Annotated in this window: 16 protein-coding genes and 1 pseudogene; 5 read left to right on the top strand and 12 right to left on the bottom strand. The window is 46.0% G+C overall.

Translation table 11 applies throughout. The features are described 5' to 3' along the window. Nucleotides 1-62 precede the first annotated feature (62 nt). Together QUB25_RS01085 and QUB25_RS01090 are read right to left on the bottom strand one after the other, a co-directional pair. A complete protein-coding gene (locus QUB25_RS01085) occupies nucleotides 63-566 on the bottom strand; it encodes a chemotaxis protein CheW (RefSeq protein ID WP_333181640.1) in 504 nt (167 codons plus the stop codon). A 257-nt stretch (nucleotides 567-823) separates the two neighbouring features. Further along, on the bottom strand, nucleotides 824-1189 hold the full coding sequence (locus QUB25_RS01090; protein WP_333062848.1) for a response regulator: 366 nt from the start codon (nucleotides 1187-1189) through the stop codon (nucleotides 824-826). Nucleotides 1190-2119: 930 nt separating this feature from the next. Between QUB25_RS01090 and QUB25_RS01095 the strand changes: the two genes are divergently transcribed. Further along, a complete protein-coding gene (locus QUB25_RS01095) occupies nucleotides 2120-2854 on the top strand; it encodes a phosphoadenylyl-sulfate reductase (protein WP_333181642.1) in 735 nt (244 codons plus the stop codon). A gap of 307 nt (nucleotides 2855-3161) precedes the next feature. Continuing rightward, a complete protein-coding gene (locus tag QUB25_RS01100) occupies nucleotides 3162-4139 on the top strand; it encodes a class II fructose-bisphosphate aldolase (RefSeq protein WP_333181644.1) in 978 nt (325 codons plus the stop codon). Between the two features lie 55 nt (nucleotides 4140-4194). Here the strand turns inward: QUB25_RS01100 and QUB25_RS01105 are convergent. Further along, a pseudogene (locus tag QUB25_RS01105) lies at nucleotides 4195-5051 on the bottom strand (Uma2 family endonuclease). Nucleotides 5052-5213: 162 nt separating this feature from the next. Here QUB25_RS01105 and QUB25_RS01110 point away from each other — a divergent pair. Continuing rightward, the gene (locus tag QUB25_RS01110) at nucleotides 5214-7424 is read left to right on the top strand and encodes a Tex family protein (protein WP_333181645.1); all 2211 of its coding nucleotides are present in this window, start codon (nucleotides 5214-5216) and stop codon (nucleotides 7422-7424) included. 526 nt (nucleotides 7425-7950) lie between these two features. Here the strand turns inward: QUB25_RS01110 and QUB25_RS01115 are convergent. Continuing rightward, complete coding sequence (locus QUB25_RS01115) at nucleotides 7951-9429, bottom strand: amidase (RefSeq protein ID WP_333181647.1); 1479 nt, start codon at nucleotides 9427-9429, stop codon at nucleotides 7951-7953. 352 nt (nucleotides 9430-9781) lie between these two features. On the opposite strand from QUB25_RS01115, the gene QUB25_RS01120 reads away from it, so the two are divergent. Next, the gene (locus tag QUB25_RS01120) at nucleotides 9782-11035 is read left to right on the top strand and encodes an S-layer homology domain-containing protein (RefSeq protein ID WP_333181648.1); all 1254 of its coding nucleotides are present in this window, start codon (nucleotides 9782-9784) and stop codon (nucleotides 11033-11035) included. Nucleotides 11036-11161: 126 nt separating this feature from the next. On the opposite strand, the gene QUB25_RS01125 is transcribed toward QUB25_RS01120, so the two are convergent. From QUB25_RS01125 to QUB25_RS01155, 7 genes are all read right to left on the bottom strand, one after another. Beyond that, nucleotides 11162-11686: a pentapeptide repeat-containing protein gene (locus QUB25_RS01125; protein WP_333062839.1), complete on the bottom strand. Its 525-nt coding sequence runs from the start codon at nucleotides 11684-11686 to the stop codon at nucleotides 11162-11164. A 27-nt stretch (nucleotides 11687-11713) separates the two neighbouring features. Further along, nucleotides 11714-12931: an LCP family protein gene (locus QUB25_RS01130; RefSeq protein WP_333181650.1), complete on the bottom strand. Its 1218-nt coding sequence runs from the start codon at nucleotides 12929-12931 to the stop codon at nucleotides 11714-11716. A 146-nt stretch (nucleotides 12932-13077) separates the two neighbouring features. Then, nucleotides 13078-13425 carry a DUF6717 family protein gene (locus QUB25_RS01135; protein WP_015175132.1) on the bottom strand — a complete coding sequence of 116 codons (348 nt, stop codon included), beginning with the start codon at nucleotides 13423-13425 and terminating at the stop codon, nucleotides 13078-13080. Between the two features lie 426 nt (nucleotides 13426-13851). Beyond that, nucleotides 13852-15027, bottom strand: a complete 1176-nt coding sequence (locus QUB25_RS01140; RefSeq protein WP_333036432.1) for an aminotransferase class V-fold PLP-dependent enzyme — start codon at nucleotides 15025-15027, stop codon at nucleotides 13852-13854. Nucleotides 15028-15058: 31 nt separating this feature from the next. Then, nucleotides 15059-15664 (bottom strand): molybdenum cofactor guanylyltransferase, encoded by a 606-nt coding sequence (locus QUB25_RS01145; RefSeq protein WP_333036430.1) that lies wholly within the window; start codon nucleotides 15662-15664, stop codon nucleotides 15059-15061. Nucleotides 15665-15809: 145 nt separating this feature from the next. Then, a complete protein-coding gene (locus QUB25_RS01150; protein WP_333036429.1) occupies nucleotides 15810-16874 on the bottom strand; it encodes an anthranilate phosphoribosyltransferase family protein in 1065 nt (354 codons plus the stop codon). A gap of 114 nt (nucleotides 16875-16988) precedes the next feature. Continuing rightward, a complete protein-coding gene (locus QUB25_RS01155; RefSeq protein ID WP_333036428.1) occupies nucleotides 16989-17963 on the bottom strand; it encodes a LysR family transcriptional regulator in 975 nt (324 codons plus the stop codon). A gap of 591 nt (nucleotides 17964-18554) precedes the next feature. Here QUB25_RS01155 and QUB25_RS01160 point away from each other — a divergent pair. Then, nucleotides 18555-21983, top strand: a complete 3429-nt coding sequence (locus tag QUB25_RS01160) for a PAS domain S-box protein (RefSeq protein WP_333181654.1) — start codon at nucleotides 18555-18557, stop codon at nucleotides 21981-21983. Nucleotides 21984-21996: 13 nt separating this feature from the next. Here the strand turns inward: QUB25_RS01160 and QUB25_RS01165 are convergent, their stop codons facing one another. Next, nucleotides 21997-24210 carry a polysaccharide biosynthesis tyrosine autokinase gene (locus tag QUB25_RS01165; protein WP_333181656.1) on the bottom strand — a complete coding sequence of 738 codons (2214 nt, stop codon included), beginning with the start codon at nucleotides 24208-24210 and terminating at the stop codon, nucleotides 21997-21999. Between the last annotated feature and the right edge of the window lie 344 nt (nucleotides 24211-24554).

Below are 24554 nucleotides of genomic sequence, written 5' to 3' on the forward strand. Positions count from 1 at the left end.
GGCGATCGTTAGTTAAAATTATTGATGGAAAGCAGTTGTAGACTTACCTGTATGGTTGCTTTTTACCAGCGTTCGGAATGGGCGATCGCTTCTACATCGACAATCATTAGCAAACGTCCTTCGGAATTGTACAGACCTTTTAAGAATGGAGCTAGGTCGGGACTGACATCTAGTGCTGAGACAATGCGATCGGGATTGAGAGGTAAAACTCCTTCGACGCGGGAGACGGCTAATCCCAGGCTGATTCTCGACAACAATCTCACGTCTCGTGGATCGGAGGCTTCTACAACTAAGATGCGGCTGTTTGGGTGGTGGATGTCAACCGACTCAATACCGACGAACAGTCCGAAGTCTGCTGCTGCTAAGATTTCGCCCCGCAAGTTGGTTAATCCCAGCAAAAATGGCAGGGTGTTGGGAACCAGGGAAATCGGTTGTTCCTTGAGGGAAAGGACTTCCCGCACTGCCTCTAAGTCTATGGCGAACAGACTGCCTCCTTGACCGAACAGGAGAAATTGCTTTGTTCCACTTGTCTGATTCCCCCCAGCGGGGGAAGCCGTTATTTTCATGGCTTATTTTTAGTTTATAGTGTAGCTTACAAATTAGAATTTTGCTTAGACCCTAAACTCGATCGCCGATCGAGTTTTTCAGGATAACTTTGGGTGCCTCAAATGTTTCCGTTAAATAAATCTCGGCTGGGCAAATAAGCAGATTTTTATCATTAAACATAAACTTTTATGGAATTCAAAAACCCAGTTTATTAAAAAAAAACGGGGTTTATCGGTATAATATTTTTGGGAAAGCTGGCGATCACTTTATATTCGGACTACGCCGAAAGCAGACGCTGCACTATGTGGACCAGTTGCTGAGGTTCAAAGGGTTTGCTAACGTAAGCGTCGGCGCCTAAATCAGTTCCCCAAGCTTTATCGATCTCGGTGTTTTTATGAGTACAAAATACTACGGGCAATTTTGCCGTTGCGCGATCGCCCCGCAATTCTCTGATCACTTCAAACCCGTTCATTCGTGGCATCACTACATCTAAAACGACCAAAGCCGGAGGAGTTTTGCGGATCATGGCGATCGCTTCTTCGCCGTCGCCTGCCCGGATCACATCCAGTCCGGCATCTTGAAGAATGCGACAGATGATTTCTAGTTCGGTCTTAACGTCGTCCACTACTAAAATTTTTGACATAATTCCACACTTCCTTGCTGTTGTTGACAGCGGACTACGTTTATTCAGAAGCTGGCGCGACCGGCGGCGATGGGACTATACCGCTTTGCGGACAAATTAATGTACTTCCAAATACAATATAGCCGATCGCATGGCTGAAGGTTAGCTGTCAGTGATTAAAAACGATAAAAATTTACTTTGCTAACGGAATCGGTCTGAATAAATTAATCGGTAAGTGGTAATTGATTATTGGTAATTCGCTGTGTTGAAACCAACAGCTATTATGAGAAAGAGCGACTGGGGTACCAAAGCGGGATTTTCTACGTACTTTTTTGAGATTTGTTCCCAATTGTCTAGTTCAGCGCATTGCCTAAGTCGTGCTGGTTAAGTTATTTCATTGGTTCAAATAACAGCCCTTGAAAAGTAGCTAGGGCGCAGTTAATACTGGTACTGATATAAAAATTTTAACTTAATATACAGCACTATATTGCTGAGTTGTCGCTATTATTGAATTAATAATTAATGCCCAAATTGAGGAAGGTAACAATGAAATTTAAATAATTTTATTGTCTGTAATTTATAATTTTGGGGGAAAATAAACTGACCGCGCTGCAGTCCCATTTTACCCAGTAGAGAAGTGTGGGTTTCACTAAAACTACTACCAGAAGGCGATCGCCATCCTTGAGCTTGATTGTGGACCCAGCCGAAAAGACTGCTGCAAGATGCGGTCAATCGATTTTAGGTTTTAGATTTTAGGTTTCAGAATTGAAGAAGCGCTCACACTGATAAATCCGGGGCGGGTGATGAGCAGTCGGAGCTTTTTTCTCGCTTCACGGATGAATCCGGGGGCCCCGGACGACATTGCTTGATTGTCAAATTACTCGGTGAGAGAGAGACGGCGATCGGCTATAATAAAGGGCTAGAGGAAAAGAACACCGAAAACCCGAAAATATGGTTGCCATCCAAAGAAATCTCAACATTGCCGCGCTAGAAGCAGAATACAGTCAAAAAACACCGCGAGACATTCTCAAATTTGCCCTAGAAAATTTTGACAATATCTCAATTTCTTTCAGCGGGGCTGAAGATGTAGTTCTGATCGATCTTGCCTCAAAAATTACCAAGAATTTCCGCGTTTTCACCCTAGACACCGGACGATTGCACTCGGAAACTTATCAATTTTTGGATCAAGTCAGAAAACATTACGGCATTAAATTAGAAGTAATGTTTCCCGATGCAGCAGAAGTACAAGCCCTAGTAGAAGAAAAGGGATTGTTTAGTTTTTATCAAGACGGTCACAAAGAATGCTGCGGCGTGCGGAAAGTCAAGCCGCTGCGCCGCAAACTGAATACTCTCGATGCTTGGATTACTGGTCAGCGGAAAGACCAAAGTCCCAGTACCCGCAACGGTATTCCGGTCATTGAAGTTGACACTGCATTCTCAACTCCTGACCATGAATTAATTAAATTCAACCCCTTAGCAAACTGGTCTTCAGCAGAGGTTTGGGAATACATTCGCGCTTTGGATGTGCCTTACAACAAGTTGCACGAACGGGGTTTTGTAAGTATTGGTTGCGAACCTTGTACGAAGCCGGTATTGCCGAACCAACACGAACGCGAAGGTCGCTGGTGGTGGGAAGAAGCGACCGTAAAAGAATGCGGTTTGCACGCTGGTAACGCACAAACATAGTAAATCACTTAAGGAGTAAGGTGCAGCGCACCAAACAAATAGTAGGGTGCGCTAGGCGCACCTTACCCAATAATAAATGCACTTCACAACATAAATCGTAGCCGAAGAATTCGCAATTAAAATAAACACAAATTAAGCTGAGCTTGCCCTTGAACTTTGATAGAACGATCGACATTTAGAATAAATGCTAGCGGAAGAATTCGCAATTAAAATAAACACAAATTAAGCTGAGTTTGCCATAGAGCTTTGATAGAATGATCGACATAGAATGATCGACATTCACAAAAGTTTTTAAAGTAGGTACTATATGCTCGCCTCAACTAGCGAATTGCTGAACACGGCTTTGAGAAATGGTTATGCGATCGGCGCTTTTAACGTCTACAACCTCGAAGGAGTAAAAGCCGTCATCAATGCGGCCGAAGCGCTGCACAGCCCTGCTATACTGCAACTTCACCCCAGCGCCCTCCAATACGGACAATCGCCTTTAGTCGCGCTGTGCATCAAAGCGGCCCGCGAATCTTTAGTGCCGATCGCAGTACACTTAGATCACAGCACCTCAGAAAAAGACATTCACCTCGCCCTAGCCGCTGGCATCAAATCAACTATGGCAGACGGTTCTTTTTTGCCATACGAACAAAACTTAATATTTAGCCGGGAAATGACTAAATTATGCCACGCTAACGGTGCGGCAGTTGAAGCAGAAATCGGCAGAATTAGTGGCAGGGAAGAAGGTTTGACAATCGATGAGAAAGCCGCAAGGATGACCGATCCCGTAGCAGCAGTAGAGTTTATCAAAGAAACTAAGGTGGATTTTTTGGCTGTAACAATTGGTAACGTTCACGGCAAATATCTAAGCGAACCGAAACTCGATTTTCCGCGTCTGGCAAAAATCCGGGCTGCTGTTTCAGTGCCGTTAGTGATGCACGGTGCTAGCGGTTTGCCGGACTCAATGATTCATCAATGTATTAAATTCGGAGTATCTAAATTTAATGTGAATACGGAAGTTCGCGAAGCTTATATGGAGGTGTTAAAAAGTAGCATTTCTGAGGCACATCCGGATTTGTTGGAAATAATGGAAAAAGCTATCGATGCCATGCGATGGGTCATTTCTGACAAACTGCAACTTTTCGGTTCTGTCGGTAAAGCTTATTTGCATCACTCTGTCGATACGGATGACTTGACCGCAAAGAGTACCAGCAACAAACAAACAAGTCGCAATCAATCAAGTTTGGATCAAATGTTAAAGCCTGTGTATAGTGAGGCCTTCAGTCTTATGTTGAAGTAAAAAAAAACTCCAGTCCTGACTGCGAACCAGTTTTTAGTCAGGACTTCAGTCCTCTCTAACTGTTTAAAAATTGATCGGGATCAATGCCAGATTCCCGCAGCCGCAGAATTAAAGACTGCAATTGAGCTTCCGTTTGTTGAGCCCTAGATTCTGCTGACTCGGCCCGCTGCCGTTGCTGTTCCGCTTCAGTCAGAATCCCCTTGCCATCAACATCATACCAGCGCAACCACAGTCGATCGATTTCCTGAAATTCGGCCACAAACCCAAGCCCAAACTTAGGTCAGCAATCCACACTCGCGACTAGGGCAATTCTAATTCTTGATAGTGTCCGCCCTTCAATTCAAACACTCGCAACCTGTTAGTATAGCGACTGAAAACTGCATAAACAGGAACCCGCAAAATTTGCTCGTAAACCTCCCATTTTCTAGGCGGTTTCTCCTTCGTCTCGGCCTCCAAAACTTGCCTGTTACCCGCAGCGTTTTCCGACTGAGGTGGCAACTTTTCCTCATCGGTATTGTCGCCTAAATCTTCTTTTTCTGTTCCCGGCGAAAGCAGTTCTACAATTACAAAAGGCTTCACGCCTTCGGGCCAAGTAACGTAACTCATCCGCAGTTCGGAGCGATCGTCAAGTCGGGGAACTCCCACAACTGCAAACCAATCCGGTCGCTTGTGCCACAGAGTGTGATTCACGTCATAATAAAGGTTCATGTCGGTGCCGCTAAATATCTCAGAAGCTGGATAATTCCGAGGTCGAAACGTCAGACTCAACAACTGCGGCTGCAAATCGTGAAATTCGTCCCGGAAACCAGGTTCCTCCGGGTCTTCGCTGGGTAAATCATACATTGTCGGCAGCGTTTCTCTGGGCGATCGCGGCGGATCGGTTTGCGACACAGGATATTTAAAAGGCAACATATAATATTGAGAAATGACTGCATTTATGCTAACATCATTTTAATACTTGCAGGACGAGCGCCAACACCCTGTAAAACGTTTATTTCAAACTTTTCTTCCTCTATTTGGTGAAGTAAATCTTACCTCTCAAATCTCAAATCGACTGAGCTGAAATTCTGCACTATGATCGACATTCCTCAACTGATTGCTCAAGAACTTTCCATTAATCTGTCTCAAGTCAATAATGCTCTGGAACTTTTCGCCGAGGGAGCAACTATTCCGTTTATTGCCCGCTACCGCAAAGAACGCACGGATTTGCTGAATGAAATTCAGTTGCGGGACATCTCCGATCGCTTCACGTATCTGACGGAAATTGAAGAGCGCAAAAAATCGATTTTAGAGACGATTAGCTCTCAGGGGAAACTCACGGAAGAGCTGCAAGCTAAAATCGAATCGTGTTTGCAAAAGAACGAACTCGAAGACCTTTATCTGCCTTACAAACCCAAGCGGCGGACGCGAGCCACAATTGCTAGGGAAAAAGGCTTGGAACCGCTGGCGAATTTTATCAAAGGTCTGAATTTACCGACGGCTAAACCAGCAGATTTTGAGGCGGAAGCATCTAAATATATTTCCGAAGAAAAGGGAGTGAAAACAGCAGAAGAAGCTCTCAAAGGTGCTGCGGATATTTTGGCGGAAGCGGTTTCTGAAAAAGCAGAATTGCGGGCTTATTTGCGAGAGTTTTTGATGAAAACAGGAGTTTTTGTCTCGAAAATTAAAGATGATTTCCCTGAAGGAAGCACTAAATTTGAAATGTACCGCAATTACCAAGTTGCAGCGAGAAGCGTTCAATCGCACAATATGTTAGCGCTGTTTCGGGGGGAAACGGAAGGGGTTTTAGATTTGGAACTGGCTTTTGATGAATCCGCAGTGATGGCTTATTTGGAAGCTCAGGAAATTAGAACTAGGATACCGGAAGTTAAAGAGTTTTATCGATCGACTTTGAAGGATGCCTTTAACCGACTGATGAAGACTTCGTTAATTACAGAAGTACGATCGCACAACAAAGCCGTCGCTGATATCGAGTCGATCGCCACTTTTGAAACCAACCTGCGCGAGTTGCTGCTGTCGGCGCCGGCGGGAATGAAACCGACACTGGCGATCGATCCGGGATTTCGCACGGGGTGCAAAGTTTCCGCCCTCGATGAAACCGGGCAATTTTTAGAATATCAAGCAATTTTTCCCCACCAAGCGGCCGCTCAGCGACAGCAAGCTGGTAAAATTGTCAAGCATTTAATTGAAAAATATAAAATTGAATTAATCGCGATCGGCAACGGTACAGCTTCCCGGGAAACAGACGAATTTGTTTCGGAAGTTTTGGCAGAAATTGACAGGAAACCGATTAAAGTCATGGTGAATGAATCCGGTGCATCGATTTATTCAGCAAGCGAAGTGGCGATCGCCGAATTTCCAGACCTCGACATCACCGTCCGCGGTGCAGTCAGCATCGGACGGCGCTTGCAAGACCCCCTCGCCGAACTCGTGAAAATCGACCCGAAATCAATAGGAGTCGGTCAATACCAGCACGACGTTGACCAAAAACTGCTCAAAAAGAAACTCGACGAAACAGTCGAAAGCTGCGTTAATTATGTGGGAGTTGACTTAAACACAGCCTCCAAAGAACTGCTGACATTTGTATCAGGAATGACGGCAACAGTTGCCAAAAATATCGTCAATTACCGCAACGAAAACGGCGCATTTAAAAATCGCCGTCAACTTCTGAAAGTTCCCAAACTCGGGCCAAAAGCTTTTGAACAAGCAGCCGGGTTTCTCCGCATTCGCGGCGGCGAAAACCCCCTGGACAATACAGCAGTTCATCCCGAAAGTTATCCTGTCGTGCAAGCGATCGCCAAGGATTTAGACTTGCCGCTGACAGGAATAACACAAATATCGGAAAAAATCAAGACTGTAAATATCAAGAAATATGTCACTGAAAAAGTGGGTGAACCAACACTTCGAGACATTATTTCCGAACTAGAAAAACCGGGAAGAGACCCGCGCGCCGAGTTTAAATATGCCACTTTCCAAGCAGGAATCAAAGAAATCTCCGACTTGCAAGTTGGGATGGAATTAGAAGGCATAATCACGAATGTAGCTAACTTTGGAGCCTTTGTTGATGTGGGAGTGCACCAAGATGGTTTGGTTCACGTTTCTCAATTAGCCGATCGCTTTGTAGATGACCCCAAACAGATTGTTAAAGTCGGACAAGTTGTGAAAGTGCGGGTTTTGGAGGTGAATGAGAAGTTAAAGCGGGTTAGTTTGACAATGAAGCTGCAAGAAAAACCGCAACCGCAAAATGGCAATAGCGCGAGGCTTCCGGCCCCGCGCCGACGTTGAAACTTTGGGGAAAGGTGAAAAAGGACGATCGAACCGCGAAGACGCGTTCGGCGAAGCCGTTCCCGTAGGGGAGGACGCGAAGGAAGAGAACAGAAGAAGAAGCTGGTAATTGCTATTTTTTCTTGCTGGTTTTCCAAGTGCCGCCGTAGAAGTACAAAGGATTGTTTTCACTTACCGATTCCCAACATTTAAGAGATAAAAATACGAACTTGCTCAAAATGTTGGGTGCGATCGCTCTCTCTAGGTAAACTCAAGTTAAAAAAACAGAGACAGTTCTTCTCAAACCGCTTTGTCCGTAAATCCTGTTAATGGCAGATACAAGGTAGTCATTACACATCAGTAACAATCAATTAGGGTGCGTCAGCTAGGATTATTTTGATTTCCAACTAATAATCTAACAACTGACGCACCCCCGCAAAAAACTGTGGGTTAAATTAATACTTTCCGTGCCAATTAAAAATCTCAAACCTGACGCACGCTACCACAAGAGTAAACATTGACCATCAAGTGAAACTTGATAAAATGCTCAGTAACCAGGTGGGTGTTGCAAGCTACCAACCACTTTGTCAATCTCAGTCGCGATCGCCAACAACTCCATTTCGCACCACCGCTTACCAACAATTTGCATTCCAATCGGTAAACCATTTTGAGTTTGCCCAATTGGAATTACCACAGCAGGATGTCCGCTAAGATTAGAAGGCATGGTGTAAGCCCCGTTTGCCACTGAATAAGGATAGGATCTGCCATCAATGTCAACGGCACTCCAAGCGGGACGGTGAGTAAACGCAGCGGTTGCCGCAACTGGACAAAGCCATACATCCCACGGTTCTAATGCCTCATCTATATGGGCAGTGCAGCGATCGCGCTGTGTGAGTGCCTCGAAATATCCTTTCAAACTTGGATTCAATATCTCAGGTAGGAATCTGCTGAAATCTCCCAATTTTCGGAGTTCCTTGTCGCCTTGGGTTGCGGTGCGGAAGATTAACTCTAAACTACGACGCACGTTATATCTATCCTGCGGTTGAGCGTAGATAGTGAGGTACATTGACATCCGCCCGTAGAGATTCAATATTTTGGAAAGGTCAAAGTCTTTGGGAAGCCAGCGTTCGATTTGGACACCTGTGTCAGAGAGTTTTTGCACGATCGACTCCATAGCTGCTCGAATTTCAGAAGCAACCGGAACTTCGGCCCATTCAGCCGTCCAAGCGATTTTGAGATGCTGCAAAGGCTTGCCAGAGGGTCGATCGAGCGGCATCGGCGGGACATCGGGGCGTCGCAGATCCGCGCCTGCAATTAACGAAAAACAAAGCCGGATGTCTTCGATCGATCGAGCAAAACACCCAACGGTCATCATTTGCCGAATAGATAGTGGCATTCCCGGCACTTCAGGAATCTGCCCTGCTGTAGAAATACGGCGATCTGTCGGCTTTAAACCATATATGCCGCAGAAATGAGCGGGTTGACGCACCGAACCCCCGAAATCGTTGCCCAAATCTAACGGTGAAAGTCCTGCTGCGACAGCAGCGGCACTTCCTCCAGAACTGCCACCTGGTGTGTAGTCAAGATGCCAAGGATTATTCACCCGTGGAAACAGAGAATTTGTGCTTTGATAATCGGCAGCCAGTTCCGCCATGTTTGTTTTTCCCATGATGACAGCACCTGCTGCCCGCAATCTCGCAACAGCAGTTGCATCCTGTTGAGGCACATAATCTTTGAGGGGAATATAGCCTGCTGTGGTGCGGAGTCCGGCTGTTTCAAAAATGTCTTTAATCGTGATGGGAACCCCATGCAAAGCACCCCAGTTTTCTCCTCTGGCTAGGGCTTCATCCGCAAGTTTTGCTCTAGTACGGACATTGTCTTCATCCAGCGTACAAATGGCGTTTAATTGCGAGTTGTGTTTGGCGATTTGAGTAAGGTAAGCGTCGAGAACTTCGACGGCAGAGACTTCGCGATCGCGAATCATTCGCGCTAGCTGATGGGCAGAGGCAAACGTCAAGCTACTCATAAGCAACAAACAGGTATTTCTCGATCGAGTCAATTATATTCACTTTTAGTTAATATAGTTAACTAATATCAAACGCCTTTCGGCTTTGTCCCTAAATCCTGTTAATTGCAGACACAAGGTAGATAAGGGAGATAAGCAACATAAGGATTTTAAGGAATTTAAGCATTTTAAAATCCCGCACTGAGAATAAAAATATTTATTTTAAACGACCGTATCTTCCCCGCACTAAAAATAAAAGCATTCAATAATGATTACATAAGTGAGGGAAAAAGCAAGTTCTGGCAGAATTAATCAGCCTCTCAAAAGCTTACTTATCCTCAATAAAAAAATGTGTAAATTGGAGAATCAAAAAATGTCTGTATTACATCGCATCAAATCCGGTACATCTGTTTTATTAACCTTGGGAACCGTTGCCGGAACCGCAGCGCCGATGCTAGCTCCCGCGCCTTCTTTTGCTCAAACAGCTTTTTCTGATGTTAATAATAACTACTGGGCAAAAGACTTTATTCAAGATTTGTCAGAAAGAGGCATTATCAAAGGATTTCCCGATGGTAGTTTTCGCCCGGATGCACCGGTAACACGGGCTGAATTCGCGGCAATGATCCGTTCTGTGAAAAAGGCAAAAACCCGCGCTGCTGTGGGGTTTGCCGATGTTCCGTCTAATTTTTGGGCAAGTGGGGCGATCGCAGAAGCTTACGAAATGGGATGGATGTCTGGCTATCCCGGCAATGTTTTCAGGCCGACACAGCAGATTCCTCGCGTTCAAGTAGTAGTCGCTTTAAATAACGGAATGGGCTATGAGCCTACGTGCGATTTTCAAGATGTTCTTAGTTACTATAGCGATGCGGGTGAGATTCAAAGTTATGCTGTCAAAAGCGTTGCTGCTGCTACTGAAAAACAGTTGGTTGTCAGCTATCCCAATCCTAAATCTCTCAAACCTAACAAGTCAGCAACGCGAGCTGAAGTAGCTGCTTTTATCTATCAAACATTAGTGAGTACCAATCAAGCAAGAGCAATTAATTCTCCTTACATTGCTAAGATTGATGTTAGCGAATCTGTAGCTGTGAAAATTCCCAGTGGGGTGACTATCCCCATCGAGTACACAAAAGGCAAGATTTTGCTCGGCCCCAATGACAAGTCTCCGATTACGCTGACTGTAGCTTCGGATATTACGGGCGATAATAGCCAAGTGCTGATACCCGAAGGCTCGAAAATTAGCGGCGAATTGCGCTCGACTGCTTCGGGGGTTCAGTTTGTGGCTCAAGAATTAAGTATAATCAACGGCAGCAGAGTGCCTCTCAATGCTACTTCGCAACTGATTACTAGGAAAGAAACTGTTACCAAGGGCGTTAATGTTGGTAATCTGGTTAAGAATACGGCGTTGGGTGCAGCAGCAGCGGCGGCGATCGCAGGTGTTACGGGCGATCGGGCGATCGCGACTGAAGAGGTGCTCGGCGGTGCGGGAATTGGGACTTTGATCGGAGTATTTTTGGGTCGAGATAAAGTCGATTTGTATGCTGTTAATCCTGACACCGATTTAGATTTGCTTCTGAATTCCGATTTGGTAGTTGGTACTGCCAGCACAGACATTTGTAGCGCTCGATAGAGCCAATACTTGGAAATTTCCTCAAACCCCTCGCCTTGCAGGAGAGGGGCTTTAATTTGTGTATTTCACTTCCCTACAGGTGCATCTAATCAAATAATTAGCCACGGATTTTTTTAGTGTGAATTTCTACGGACATCCCAAACTGTCTCGGGTAGACACTCCCGTCACGGGATTGACACCATCTGCTTTCTCGCACAGGATACTCACTTGATAAGCGTCGATAATCGCGTCAGTAAAATCAGCCCCGGAAATTGCAGCATCAAAAAACCGAGTTCGAGTCATAATTGCCTCGGAAAAATTAGCATTTGTCAAATTAGCGCCGTCGAATGTAACTCTATCTGCCAAAGCACCGGAGAGGTTAGCACCTGACAAGTTGGCATTCAGCAAAACTCCCTTAGTCAAAATCGCATTAGTTAAATCAGCACCTTGAAAATTGGTTCCCCGCATTTCGGCTGCGACAAATGTTCCCCCTGCTAAATCAGAGTTAGAAAAATCGCGATCGGACAAATTAATATTTGTGTAATTAATACTTGTTTTCGGCAGGGCAAATGCCGGAGTAGCACTCAGCAGCACCCACCCCAAAGCCAACACTAAACTTAAAAGCAGGCTCAGGAAAATTCGGAAGACTCTTTTCACAGATATTGGACTCATGGTAATTGACTAATGACTAATGACTAATTAAAATCGTTTTACCCAATCTTCGCCGACGCGAAGCGTCAAGTCAGAATTGATTTCACCGGTAGAAGAGGCTTCAATTTTACCGCCGCCTAGCTCTTTTCGCAGTAAATTCGCTGCCTCTAAATCGCCTTGCTGAACAATAATTTGACTTTGACGCTGCTTCTCTGGCGAATCCTGCACTACAGATACATTAAAAAAGCCCTTTTTTGTGAGAAAGTCAGCAACATTTTTTGCGGTTGTCGGTTTGTTAGAAGCGTTTTGGACAGCTATTTTGAGGTTTCTGGGCAAAACAGACTCGGTTGGGTTGCGAAATCGTCCTTGGGCAAAATCCGGCACCCCCGGGTTTAAATATTGTGTCATAATGCGATCGAGCCCCATCGCATCTACAATCCAATAACTCCTCAAATCGGCTTGTTCTGAACTAGAACTTCCCGGCAACATTACCATTTTAAAATTCTCTCGCTCCAATTGCAAACCGAAATTTGCCAGCGTCAATATTTCCTCATAATTTAGGTTTGTATCCACATATTTTTGCATCAATCGAACAATTTGTGGCAAGCGCACCAATACTGATGGACTTGCGAGGCGATCGCGAATAGCTTGAATTAAAGATTGCTGCCGCTGAATGCGGCCGATATCTCCTAAACCGTCGTTGCGAAATCTAGCAAATTGTTCTGCTTGTTCTCCGTTGAGAGTTTGCCATCCCTTAGCTAAGTTTATTTTTAACTTTTGGGCGGTATCTGTATAGGACATTGGTCGAGGTACAAATACCTCAACTCCGCCTAACAAATCCACTAATTCCCGAAACGCACTGCTGCTGACTCGCACGTATCGTTCAATTTTCGTATTGTTCAGCATACTGCTAACCAATCGCGTCGCCAAAGCTGCTCCTCCTCTAGCATTGGCTTCGCTAATTTTGCTGAAGGCAATTCCGGGAACTTCGACTTTAGTATCTCGTGGAACAGAAAGCAAACTAATAGATTTATCTCTAGGATCGAGGTGTAATAAGAGTATTGTATCGCTGCGACCGTTAAATATCTTAGGGCCATTGGCTGCAGCTTCCGGCACGCGGTCAATTCCCAATATCAAGATATTAACGGGCCGCGAAAGGCGGTATCCAGAGCGGTTGGAGGATAGATAGTCAAAGCCAGTCGCCTCTAATACTCTATTGATAATTGGCGGTTCCACGGGAGCTAACAGGGCAGTAATTGCTCCCATTGTGGCTGAGATGGCGGCTGTGAAAACTAAGAAAAATAGCCCCACTATATATAGGAAGAATTTAGGCTTTTTTCGAGATGTTTTATCGACTCGTTCAACAAAGTTTCTTTTAAAAATTGACAAGTTTTTCATTGACTTGCTGTTGGTTATTGCAGTTTTTCAGCTTTGCAGTAAAACTTGGGCGGTGCTTCGGGAAAGTATTTGAACATAGCCGGACACAGCCAGCCTTCGAGATTTTTCGATTCCCACCGATACCAGTTACCGCCGTATTCTGCTTTCAACCACAGCATTTCTGCTTGATATCCGGGAAATGGATTGGCTGAAAATAAAAGTCGGAAACCTTGAGCGGCATTGGGAATGTCTGCGACAAGCGCGTTAATCATTTCGGGGACGCCCTGAACAAATGGTTCTCGGACAAGTCCGACTCGCTCGTCGTCAAAAACCCAGGTGTACTGTTCGCGATAGGGGTAAATTACCATCATGGCATTGGACATGGTATTCGCCTCTTTTCATTTCCTTTGTTTTGTTTGCAAAAATGCAAGTGTGGATACATTATATTCTGTTGCGCGGAAGTTGTGCGCTATCCGCTTTGACCAGCCTGTTTTAACTTAGGAATTTTTCCGGGTTATTTAAAAATTTTATTCGGTTTGGGTGGATGGGCGAAGTTGAGGGCGATGGGGTTTTAGAGCAATTTTTTTTTGAGTTTTTTATTTGAGGTAAATAGTAGCAAAATTAAAGAGGAATAAAGGTGATTCCTTGCAGGATTTTTACTTTTATTCTGCCTATTTGTATAACCCTTACTACGTTTAGAGTAAGGACGAATAGTCTGTCTTCTCCCAAACTATGATAACCGACACCCTAACTACAAACCTATAACTGTTGGTAGCTGGGTGTGATGTTTCTTTTGGGGAAGCTCCAGCTCAAATTCTCGTCAGTTCAACCAGCGCCTTAGCTAAATATTGATACTGCGGCAAAGTATTGTATAACTGAGCCGAAATCCTCACCAACTGCTTACTAGCATTCGGCCAAGGAATCACCGGAACTTCTATTTTAAAAATCTCCCACAGCGCCTCTTGCAAAGGTGGAATTCCTCCCTTTGCAACCTCATCAGACTGGCCGTCTGCCAGAGGCACAACAGCCATCGAACCCACCATTTCATCAGGACAAGGCAGTGGCAAATCTAATTTGTCCGCCAATATTTTTCTCCCCGCCAATGCTAAAGCATGATTCTTTGCCCTCAATTCCGGCCAGCCGCCGCTCAACAAAGAACCCATAAAATCAATAGCTACAGGTACGCACAAATAGGGGCTAGGATCGACTGTCCCCATCCAGTCAAATTCTAATTGAAAGCGCGATTTATCAGCGCGCGGCGAGTTAGCACCGTGACTGATCGTAGTTGGGCGAATTGCATCTTGCTTGTCGCGCCGCACGTATAAAAAGCCCGCACCTTTGGGCGCGCACAGCCATTTATGGCAATTTCCCGTATAGTAAGCCGCGCCAATTTCATCTAAATTCAGTGCTACCATTCCCGGCGCATGAGCTCCGTCTACCAATACATCCACGCCACGGTTAGCTAACGCGCCCACTAACTGTTTGATGGGAAAAATTAAACCTGTTTGGCTCACAACGTGGTCTAATAAAGCTAACTTTGTTTGCGGTGAAACGCACTTAATTATTGCTTCAATAATTTGGTCGGGTGATTCAATTGGAAAGGGGACTTCTGCTACTATTACTTTAGCGCCTGTACGCTCGGCTACAAAATTAAGTGTGTTGCGGCAAGCGTTGTATTCCTGATTTGTAGTTAGCAATTCGTCGCCCGGAGAAAAACAGAGCGATCGCAAAACAGCATTTACTCCCGTCGTGGCATTCGGCACAAAAGCCAAGTCATCCTCAGCCGCACCGAGAAATGCTGCTAACTGATTTCTCGCATTATCCAACAAGGGTTCAAATTCCCGCAGAAGGAAGCGCAATGGTTCTCTTTCCAGTTGTTCTCGAAAAATGGTTTGCGCTTCGAGTACGGGAATGGGACAGGCCCCAAAAGAGCCGTGATTGAGGAAAGTTATATTGCGATCAAGCAACCAATATTGGTTAATCATTAGTAATTAGTAATTAGTCATTAGTCAACTGTCAACCGTTAACCATTTTACCTTTTAATTGCTCAAACTCTTCTAATGTATTGCAATTGGATAACATTACTGCTTCTGGTTCCCCTACAGGTAGAGGTATTGAGGAGATTTGATTTAACCACACTTGAAAGGAACGTCCCCCTTTGTCAATAAAACTTTGCAAGCTGGGCAGAGATTGTTGGCGGTAGAAGCCACACAAAGGCTCCCAGCGCGAATTTTGATAAGGCACAACTGCTAAAGTTGATGGGGAAAATTCTGTTAACTGACTTGCCCAATTCTGAATAATCTGGGCATCCAACAAAGGCAAATCGCAAGCTAACAGTAAAATCCACTCGGCGGCAATTTCTGTCAATCCCTGAGTCAATGCAACCAAAGGCCCGGAACCCGGATTGTACTCTACCAGAAATTGGGATGTTTCGGTTAAGGTCGATCGATAGCGATCGGGCCAAGCAGTCAGAACATAAACTTCGGGGGTTACAACTGCGGCCACTTCCAACGCCCGCTGCAATAGGGATTTGCCCTCAATTTCCAGTAGAGCTTTATCCTTACCCATCCGCGAACTTTGACCGCCTGCAAGCACAATTACAGCAATTTTATGATTAGTCATTAGTCAGTAGTCAGTAGTCAGCAGTAAGTAGTCAGTAGTCATCGCAAGAATTACCTGTTTTGAACAGGCAAGATGCCTGTTCCACAATAATTATTGGAGATGTCTGGTAGTCAGTAGTCATTAGTTAACGGTCAACAGTCAACAGTCAACTCAAAACACTAACGGCTTGGCTAACTTCCTCAAGTTTTTGCACCACTTGACCGCGACTTAATAAAGTTTCGGCCTCAATCAAACCCGAGTTTATATCCAAACAAACTCCGCTGCGCCACAGATAAAATCCGCCGTTCCAGATAGCGGACTGCATCAATTCCGAGGGTTTTCCCAGCAACACTTCCTGCATTTGTTTGAATAACTCTGGGGCTGATTCAAAGGCAGGATTTGTGTTGCTAAAACCGTAATCTCCGTGAGCTAAAAGCACTCGTTCAAACTCAGCGTCCGGCTTAGCAATGCCGATAATCGCAGTACGATCGCGCGGCAAATCGCAGCTTCCCTCCAATCCCTTGACTGTGGTATAATTTTTGATTCCGCGCAGCTCAAAGGCTTTTTGAAACATACCTTCTGTGGGCGGGTGGACGTAGCCGGAGATGACGTTAACGTCGCCGGCACAGGGACACCACATCAACTCCATTGTCGAAAAAGGTGGCCGTTTACCAATTTCGCGGCGGTAGGGAACTAAAGCGGTGGCTTGAGGAAAATGCTTGGGAAGGTAAACAAAACCCAAACCTGTATTGTCAAAAACTTGCTGGACTTTTTCTAAACTGAGTTTTCCCCAATTCACTCCCAAACCACGCCAAATTTCAATCAGGGGAATGCCTTCTTTCGTTGGCATGGTATCCCCCCCGTGCATGAGAGTTGGGACGCCAGAGGCGGCTAAAATTAGGGCTGTTAAAGGGCTAATTGGAGCCGTGCGCGATCGCCCGTCGTAAGCAACGCCAAACACGGCGACGGTTGAGACGGAAAAACCTTTTTCTCGGTTTGGGGGGGCAAGCATAGGCCCCAATTCTTCATAAGCATCCAGCATTCCGGCTAATTCTTCGCCGGTGGGCCGTTTAATGCGGTGGGAAATCATAAAAGCTCCGATTTGAGCTGGTGTTGCTTCCCCCAGCAGCATCATCCGCGTGGCTGCTGCTGCTTCGGAGCGAGTTAAGTTTTCTCCTGTGTGTACTCCGCTGCCAATTTTTCGCAGCAGTTCTCTAAATGCGTCACTCATAACTTTTGAAGTTAGTAATGGGTAGTTGGTAGTTAGTAATTGGTAGTTAGTAATTGGTAATATTTGAATCCGTTTAAATTTAAACTTCCCAAAATTCAATTCAAAATTATCGAATTAACTCCCTGATTTTTCTAGCTTGATTAAATCAAATGGCGGCACAAATTCGCGTACCAGATTCCAGAAATGGGCGATCGGCGGAATTTGCATTCGATCGTGAGTTGTCACCAACACCACTTCGCGAGTCCAAGTGGGATCTGCTGCCAATTGACCGATCGTCGAAACCTTGGAATTTGACCGATCTTGGGCGATCGACCGAATAGCTAAAGTGCGATCGCCCTTCGCCTCCAGCAAAGCTGAATGCGGCAGCAAAGCAATCAACTCTCCCTGTCGCACCACACCCCGAAAAGCATCAAGAGTGTTGAGTTCCAAAACAGCATGAAGTTTAGCACCGATGCGTCCAAATTGTTCTTGCACCATCCGCTGCATTCCGTACCCGTCCTTAAACACCACTTGCGGGTAACAAATCAATTCCGGCCAAGGTACTCGTTCGTACTGAGCCAGGGGATGACCCGCCGCCATCAACACCTCGATCGGCTCATTGTAGAGCACCTCAACCAACATTTCCGGGGCTTGAGTAAAATGGCGGTTGTTCATCACCACCGCTATGTCCACCAAACCATCTTTGAGGACTTTCAGGGCTCGATCGCTTCCGAGGGAAGTCACCCGCAACTGCACGTCTGGATAGTCGCGGCAAAACTTTTGCAGCACAGGTGGCAAATAAGCAGCGCAAACCGAGTGAATCGCAGCCACGCAAAGTTCCGGCTGCTTTCCCGCCCGTAAGTCTCCCAATTCTTCAGCAGCATTTTGCCAAGTCTGACAGATTTTGCGAGCGTGAGGTAGCAGGCATTCCCCTCCCACAGTCAGTTTCGCGTGGGCCGTGCGGTGAAACAGCGACAAACCCACTTCCGCTTCTAATCCCTGCACTTGGCGGCTAATAGTCGATTGGGTAACGCCACACTTCCGGGCCGCTTGCTGAAAGCTACCAGTTTCAGCAACTGAAAGAAATGCTTGAAGCTGCTCTAAGCGCATGGAGGTTTAATTCGAGGTGGTTTCAGAAATTTGACTGGAAGATAATCTGTGACATTAACCGATTTAGTAGCAGAATTTAGTAGACTTTGATACAGGTACAGATTAGTTTTCATTCCGAGGCGAGAGGCGGGGATGGTTCGCTCCAAGTATGAATCTGCTCCGGCAGGATTTCTGAGCCTCGAAGTAGAGGTCGATTCTCCTATGTTGAAGGGATTTCTGAATCTGCAAAGTTATCAAAAAATAGATTCAATAAAGATGAATTTATCGAATATTGCAAGCTTCTAGCTAAACCGTGTCAATGAACGGCACTCTAGTAATCCCTTCATCCCGTGCGCTCAATTGCTTTGTTTTTCCGTAAGTTGTGAATTCAAAATATAGCATTGAATTTCGTACCTCCTGGGGAATTATAGTACCTCACTCTCCCTTAACCTCTCAATAAATTTACGAATATTTCAGGCAGGTTAAAGCCTGCTGTGAACTTTCCTCCCCGGACTAAAGTCACTCTTGTTTTATGTTTTTTTGTGTATAAACTAGAAATTAGCGGTTCAGCAACACAAGTGCAACTAGGATCGATCGCACAGGAAAGCCGAAATGCTGCCATTTATTAAGATTATGTCATTTAACCACAATTTTATTCCCCAAGATGGCTGTTGCCAGTGGCAACCCCAGTTGATGGGACTGCACGCGGTCAGCGATTTGTTAATTGCCTTGGCTTATTATTCAATTCCAGCAATTCTGACATACTATGCCCGGAAGCAGCGGGACGTGCCTTTGAGCAAGGGGTTTCTGCTATTGGGAGCCTGGTTTTTCTGCGGCGGGACAACTCACTTGATGCAAGTGTGGATGCTGGTGCATCCCAGCTACTGGCTGTCAAGTTCGATCGCCGCCGTTACCGCTATCATCTGTTTGTGGGCTGTAGCGTCCCTGATACCCTGGGTTCCTCAAGTGTTGGCTTTGGCTGGGGCGGCCTCTTTACCAGCAAATACGGCGCTGGAAACTGAAAAGGTCGATCGACTGCAAGCCAACTCTGCTATTACAAATTCCGTCCCCTCCCTCACAACCGAACTCCAGCAAATTAACCAGCAATTGCTTGCAGAAATAACACAGCGCGAGCGAGTCGAGGACCTCCTGCTTGACACTGTAGACAAGTTGCAAGAAAGCGAAGAACGCTTCCGCGTTTTTCAGGAATTATCTCTAGACGGATTTAACGTATTCCGCAGCATCCGCGACGAATCCACAATTGTGGATTTTGAATGGGAATACGTCAATCCCGCAGCGGCAAAAATGCAACACCGTACCCCTGAAGAATTAACGGGCAAGCGATTGCTGCAAGTGCTGCCTGGTCATAAAGATAACAATTTGTTCGACCGTTACGTGCAAGTTGTAGAAACAGGAATTCCCCTCGATACCGAGATTTATTACAACAACGAAGGCATTGTCGCCTGGTTTCGGATTATGACTGTTAAATTGGGCGACGGCATTGCTATTTCTTTTAGCGATATTACTGGGCGTAAGCAAGTAGAAGCATCCCTGCGCGAGGCGCTACAAAAACTCACTTCTCATTTTGAAAATACGCCCCTAGCGGTGATTGAGTGGGATGAAAATTTTCGTCTCAGCGGGTGGTCGCCGGCGGCACAGAAGATTTTTGGGTGGGAAAAAATAGAAGTTTTAGGCAAGCATTTTAGCGAATGGAACTTTATTTCTAAGGGCGATTTGGAAGAGGTAGAATCGGCAATTTATAGTTTAAAAAAACCCGAAAATCGCTGCAATGTAGTTCGCAACAGCAATTATAATAAGTGGGGTTCGTTGGTACACTGCGAATGGTACAATTCGGCTTTTTACAGCGATTCGGGACAGTTGGTATCGGTGCTGTCTCTGGTTTTGGACGTGACGGAACGCTTTAAATTTCTGGAAGTGCTGCGACAGTCTGAAGAGCGGTTTCGGATTGCTGCAGAAAGTGCCAGCGATTTGATTTACGAATGGGATATCGAAACCGGGATCGTGCTGTGGTTCGGTCACGTAGACGAACATTTGGAGTACGCAAAAGGGGGATTTCCGAGGACAAGAGCAGCTTGGAACAGTATCTTGCACCCGATCGACCGCGATCGAGTTTTGGCCGCAGTCGATCGGTATTTGAGTGCGCCAGACAGTTCTGCCGCCCCATTTTTTCAGGAATACCGCGTTCAGTGCCAGCGGGGCCGCTTGCTCCACTGGATCGATCGAGGCAAAGCAGTGCTTGACAAACAAGGCAATCCCTACAAATGGATCGGCGTGATTAGCGACATCACCGCTCGCAAAGAGGCCGAAGAACAGCGGAATTGGGCATTGGCGCGGGAACAGGCCGCCCGTCGCCAAGCCGAAGCCAGCGAACAGTTGTACCGCGTCCTCGCTGAAGCCATCCCGCAAATAGTTTGGACTGCCAAAGCCGACGGCTGGCTCGACTACTACAACCAGCGCTGGTTTGAATATACTGGCTTGACCCTGGAGGAAACTCAAGGCTGGGGGTGGCAGCTAGCCCTGCATCCAGATGACGTGGAAGATGCTGTAGAAAGCTGGAAGACCTCGGTGGAGACAGGGAAGACTTACGAGGTTGAATACCGCTTTAAACGGGCATCTGACGGATCTTATCGCTGGCATCTGGGCAGGGCATTGCCCGTGCGGGACGCTGAGGGGAAAATTCTCAAATGGTTCGGGACTTGTACTGATATTGACGATCGCCAGCGATCGGCCCAAACAGCCTATTTTAACGCTCAAGCTTTGGCTTTGCTGTCGTCGGCTTCCCTGGATTACGAGAAGGCGCTGCAAGGTTTGGCAGATTTAACAGTACCGGGGCTGGGGGATTGGTGCTGCGTGCATTTGCTTGATGCAGACGGCTCAATCCGCTTGCAAGCAGTTGCTCACTCAGATCCGAGCAAAGTCGCTCTGCTGCGGCAAGTCGATCGGCGTATGCCACTAGACCCCCAGGGACGGCACGGAGTAGCAAAGGTGCTGCGGACTGGTGAGTCGAAGCTCTACCCAGAAATACCGGAATGGGTGATCGAAGCGGTTGTGCCGGACAAGGAACTGCAGTTGGTGCTGCGATCCCAATCCCAAGTGCTCTCGGCAATCTGCGTGCCGCTGATCGCTCGCGGGCGGACGCTGGGAGCGATTTCGTTGCTGTGCGGGGAGTCGGGCCGCCGCTGCGGGCAGGAGGATTTGGTTTTGCTGGAGGATTTGGCGCGGGATGCGGCGGTGGCGATCGACAATGCGCGGCTTTACCGGGAAGCAGCGGAGGCTAACCGGATTAAAGACCAGTTTTTGGGAACGCTTTCTCACGAGTTGCGGACGCCTCTGAACGCCATTTTGGGCTGGGCGCAGATGCTGCGGCAGCGTCAGATGAGTGCCGAAAAAACGGCTGTCGGTTTGGAGACTATTGAGCGAAACGCGCGGTTGCAGACTCAGATGATTGAGGATTTGCTGGACGTTTCCCGGATTGTGAGTGGCAAAGTGTGTTTGAAGCTGTTCCCGGTGGATTTGGTGCGGATTGTAGAAACGGCGGTGAAGGCGCTGACCCCTGATGCTGAAGCTAGGGGAATTGAATTAGTGAGTTTTTGTAGCGAAGGGGTGAGCTTGGTGAGGGGCGATGCTACTCGTTTGCAGCAGGTGGTATGGAATTTGCTCTCGAATGCTATTAAGTTTACGCCGCCATCGGGTCGCGTGGAAATCACGCTCTCGGAGGATGGGGAACCGGGAGCAGCGGGTGGCGCCATGTTGTCGGGGCCGTCTCCGGTTCACTCTGTTTTGATCGTTGTCAGCGATACGGGGATTGGCATCAGCAAGGAGTTTTTGCCCTTTGTGTTCGATCGCTTCCGCCAAGCTGACAGCACTTCTACGCGCAATTACGGCGGGCTGGGACTGGGATTGGCGATCGTCCGCCATCTCGTGGAACTCCACGGCGGCAGTGTCTGGGCCGAAAGTCCTGGGGAAGGACTCGGATCGACTTTCGGAGTGCGGCTGCCAATAATCAATAACAACAGTTAACTCTTGTTATTGGTTACTGGTTATTCGTTTTTTTAATACCAGGACTCTGCTCTTGAGTGTAAGATTCATTGGTAAAATAGTAATGGCTGTGCGGTTCGTTTTTAGGACTTACTCCATTCACCACTAAGCCCAGAACGTGCTGATTTGATTTCTTCAATAGCTCCTTCGCAAAAGCCACAGTACCAGAATGAAGAACTCCAGGTCGCACTACCAATAAAATCCCATCGGCTTTATTTCCGAGAATTAGAGCATCAGCAGCAACATTCAAAGCAGGAGTATCAACGATCACGGCATCATAACTAGCCGAAAATTGCTTAATTAATAAAGTGAGCCGCTGCGAGTCCAACAGAGCCATTGGATTAGGCGGAATCACCCCGCAAGTCAGCACATCTAAATTCTCCATAACTTGGGCGATCGCATCCCCAAACCCAGCTTGTCCAACTATCACGTTGCTCAAACCTACTTGATTGGGAAGCTCCCAAACCCGATGTTGAACAGGACAGTGCATATCCGCATCTACCAGCAAAACCTTCCGTCCTAATTGAGCTATAGCTACAGCCAAATTAGCCGATACAGTAGACTTGCCTTCTTGCGGTAGCGAACTACTCACGACAAGCACTTTCAGCTCTTTATCAGAACTCAAAAACCTCAGATTTGCCTGAAGCATCCGGTAAGCAGCACTGCTCGAAGTATGAGGAGTATCTCTAACCACAATCTGTCGAGGAGATAGCTCTAAATCCTGTGCGGCAGACTTATGTCGCCAGGAATTGCGCCGAGGATTTTTTTCAGACTTTCTATGGAAAGGAATCACCCCCAACAAAGTAAACCCAAATAATTCCCTCGCCTCTTCAATAGTTTTGACAGACTTATCTTGAGATTCTAAAAGCAGCGCCGCACCTATAGCAAGCAGAGTTCCCAACAAACCGCCCGATACCAGCAATAAAGACTTGCGAGAACGCGCTGGTTCCTCCGGAACACTCGGCTTTTGGATAATCCGAGCATTCCCCACTTGCTGATTTTCAGTAATCCGAATTTCCTGGAGTTTTTTTTGCAATTCCTGATAATCCGCTTCCGCTTCTTGAAGTTTTCTTTCTAGTTCCCGCTGTTCCTTCTCTACCTTCGGCAAAACTTTTACCCGCTGCTTGTAGCCAGCTAGAGCATTTGAGAGAATAGTCACTCGCTCAGCCAAACCTTGGCGCTCTACATCTACCTTAATAAATTCTTCGATCAGTTTTTGTTTCACCTCTCCTATCTGTAAACTTTGATTGGGCAACGGCTGTTGGTCACCTAAAACTTGTTGTATTTGTTGGTCTAGTAAAGCTTTTATGGTAGCTTTTTTAGTTTCTAACCTAGTTATTATAGGCGAATTATCCAGGTAGCGATTTTGCTCAGTTGCTAACTGACGCTCTATTTGTTTGTACTCTTTCAGAGCTTCCTGCACAGTGCTAGATTGGCTGAGAGTGCTGGCGGCCAATGCTTGCTGAGGGTTCATTTTTAATTCGTATTCAAATGCTTTGGACTTAGCACTGGCATTGAGTAAATCCGACTTAGCTTGGTCGATTTTACTTTCTAGTTCCGCCATAACTGCTACCGCTGATTTAGTTTCTTCTTCAAGATTTACAACTTTATTATCTTCTTTAAATTTTCTCAATTCGGCCGCTGCTTTCCGCATAGCTTGGTCGGATTTAGGCAGTTTTCTTTCAATAAACTGTCGAACAGACACAGCTTCTAATCGATTCACTTTTTGATTGTTATCTATATAAAAACTCATCATAATTGTTACGACCTCGGCTGCTATTTCCGGGTTGTGGTCTTTGTATGAAACCGTTAGGATATCAGCGCCCTTAATAGTAGCTACGGTCAGCTTCTTAAAAAAATCTTTCGTTTTTAGAGGATTATTTTTTTCGTCTTTTAACTGAAGCCTATTTATAGTTTTTTGGATAATTTCGACAGAACGAATCAGTTCTATCTCGGTAGTCAGAGGGTTGCTTTGCTCCGCCGCAGGAGTCAACTCTCCGATTTCTTTGCCCAATTCTGTTAAAGCAGATCCCGGAGTCGTTTTCTTAAATAACAGCTTTCCTTCTGCTTCATAAACGGCTTTTTCCTGCAGCGTGCCGTAGGTGGTGAGTGCAACAACCGAGGCAAATACAGCTAAGGCTGGCAGCCACCTGCGCTTCAAAATCTGCCAGTATTCCTGAAATCCAATACCATTTTCAGTTGATTCCATTAGTTACTCCCGAAAAATGATTTTTTGTAAACAGTAACACTCTAGGCTCTTCAACTCATTATTGAGGATATATATTGTATCACTTAATTCAAGCACTGTCCTGGTTTTAACAAATATATTTGTGATCTACATCACAAAAAAAAATACTTTTGTTAAAAAGAAGTAAAGAATTATAAATTTACGAGCAATGGAACCAGTTTTAGAATAAAATCGACACAGCATTAAGATAACAAAATTTAATACAATAAAATCAAAAAATAGGAGGCGAAAAATATTCTTGGTAATCGCCTTAATGATATCACTTGAGTGATGCCCGATTAAAAGAAAGGGTGATTAATTTCAGT

The organism is Microcoleus sp. B3-D7 (assembly GCF_036705305.1).
Taxonomy (GTDB): Bacteria; Cyanobacteriota; Cyanobacteriia; order Cyanobacteriales; family Microcoleaceae; genus Microcoleus.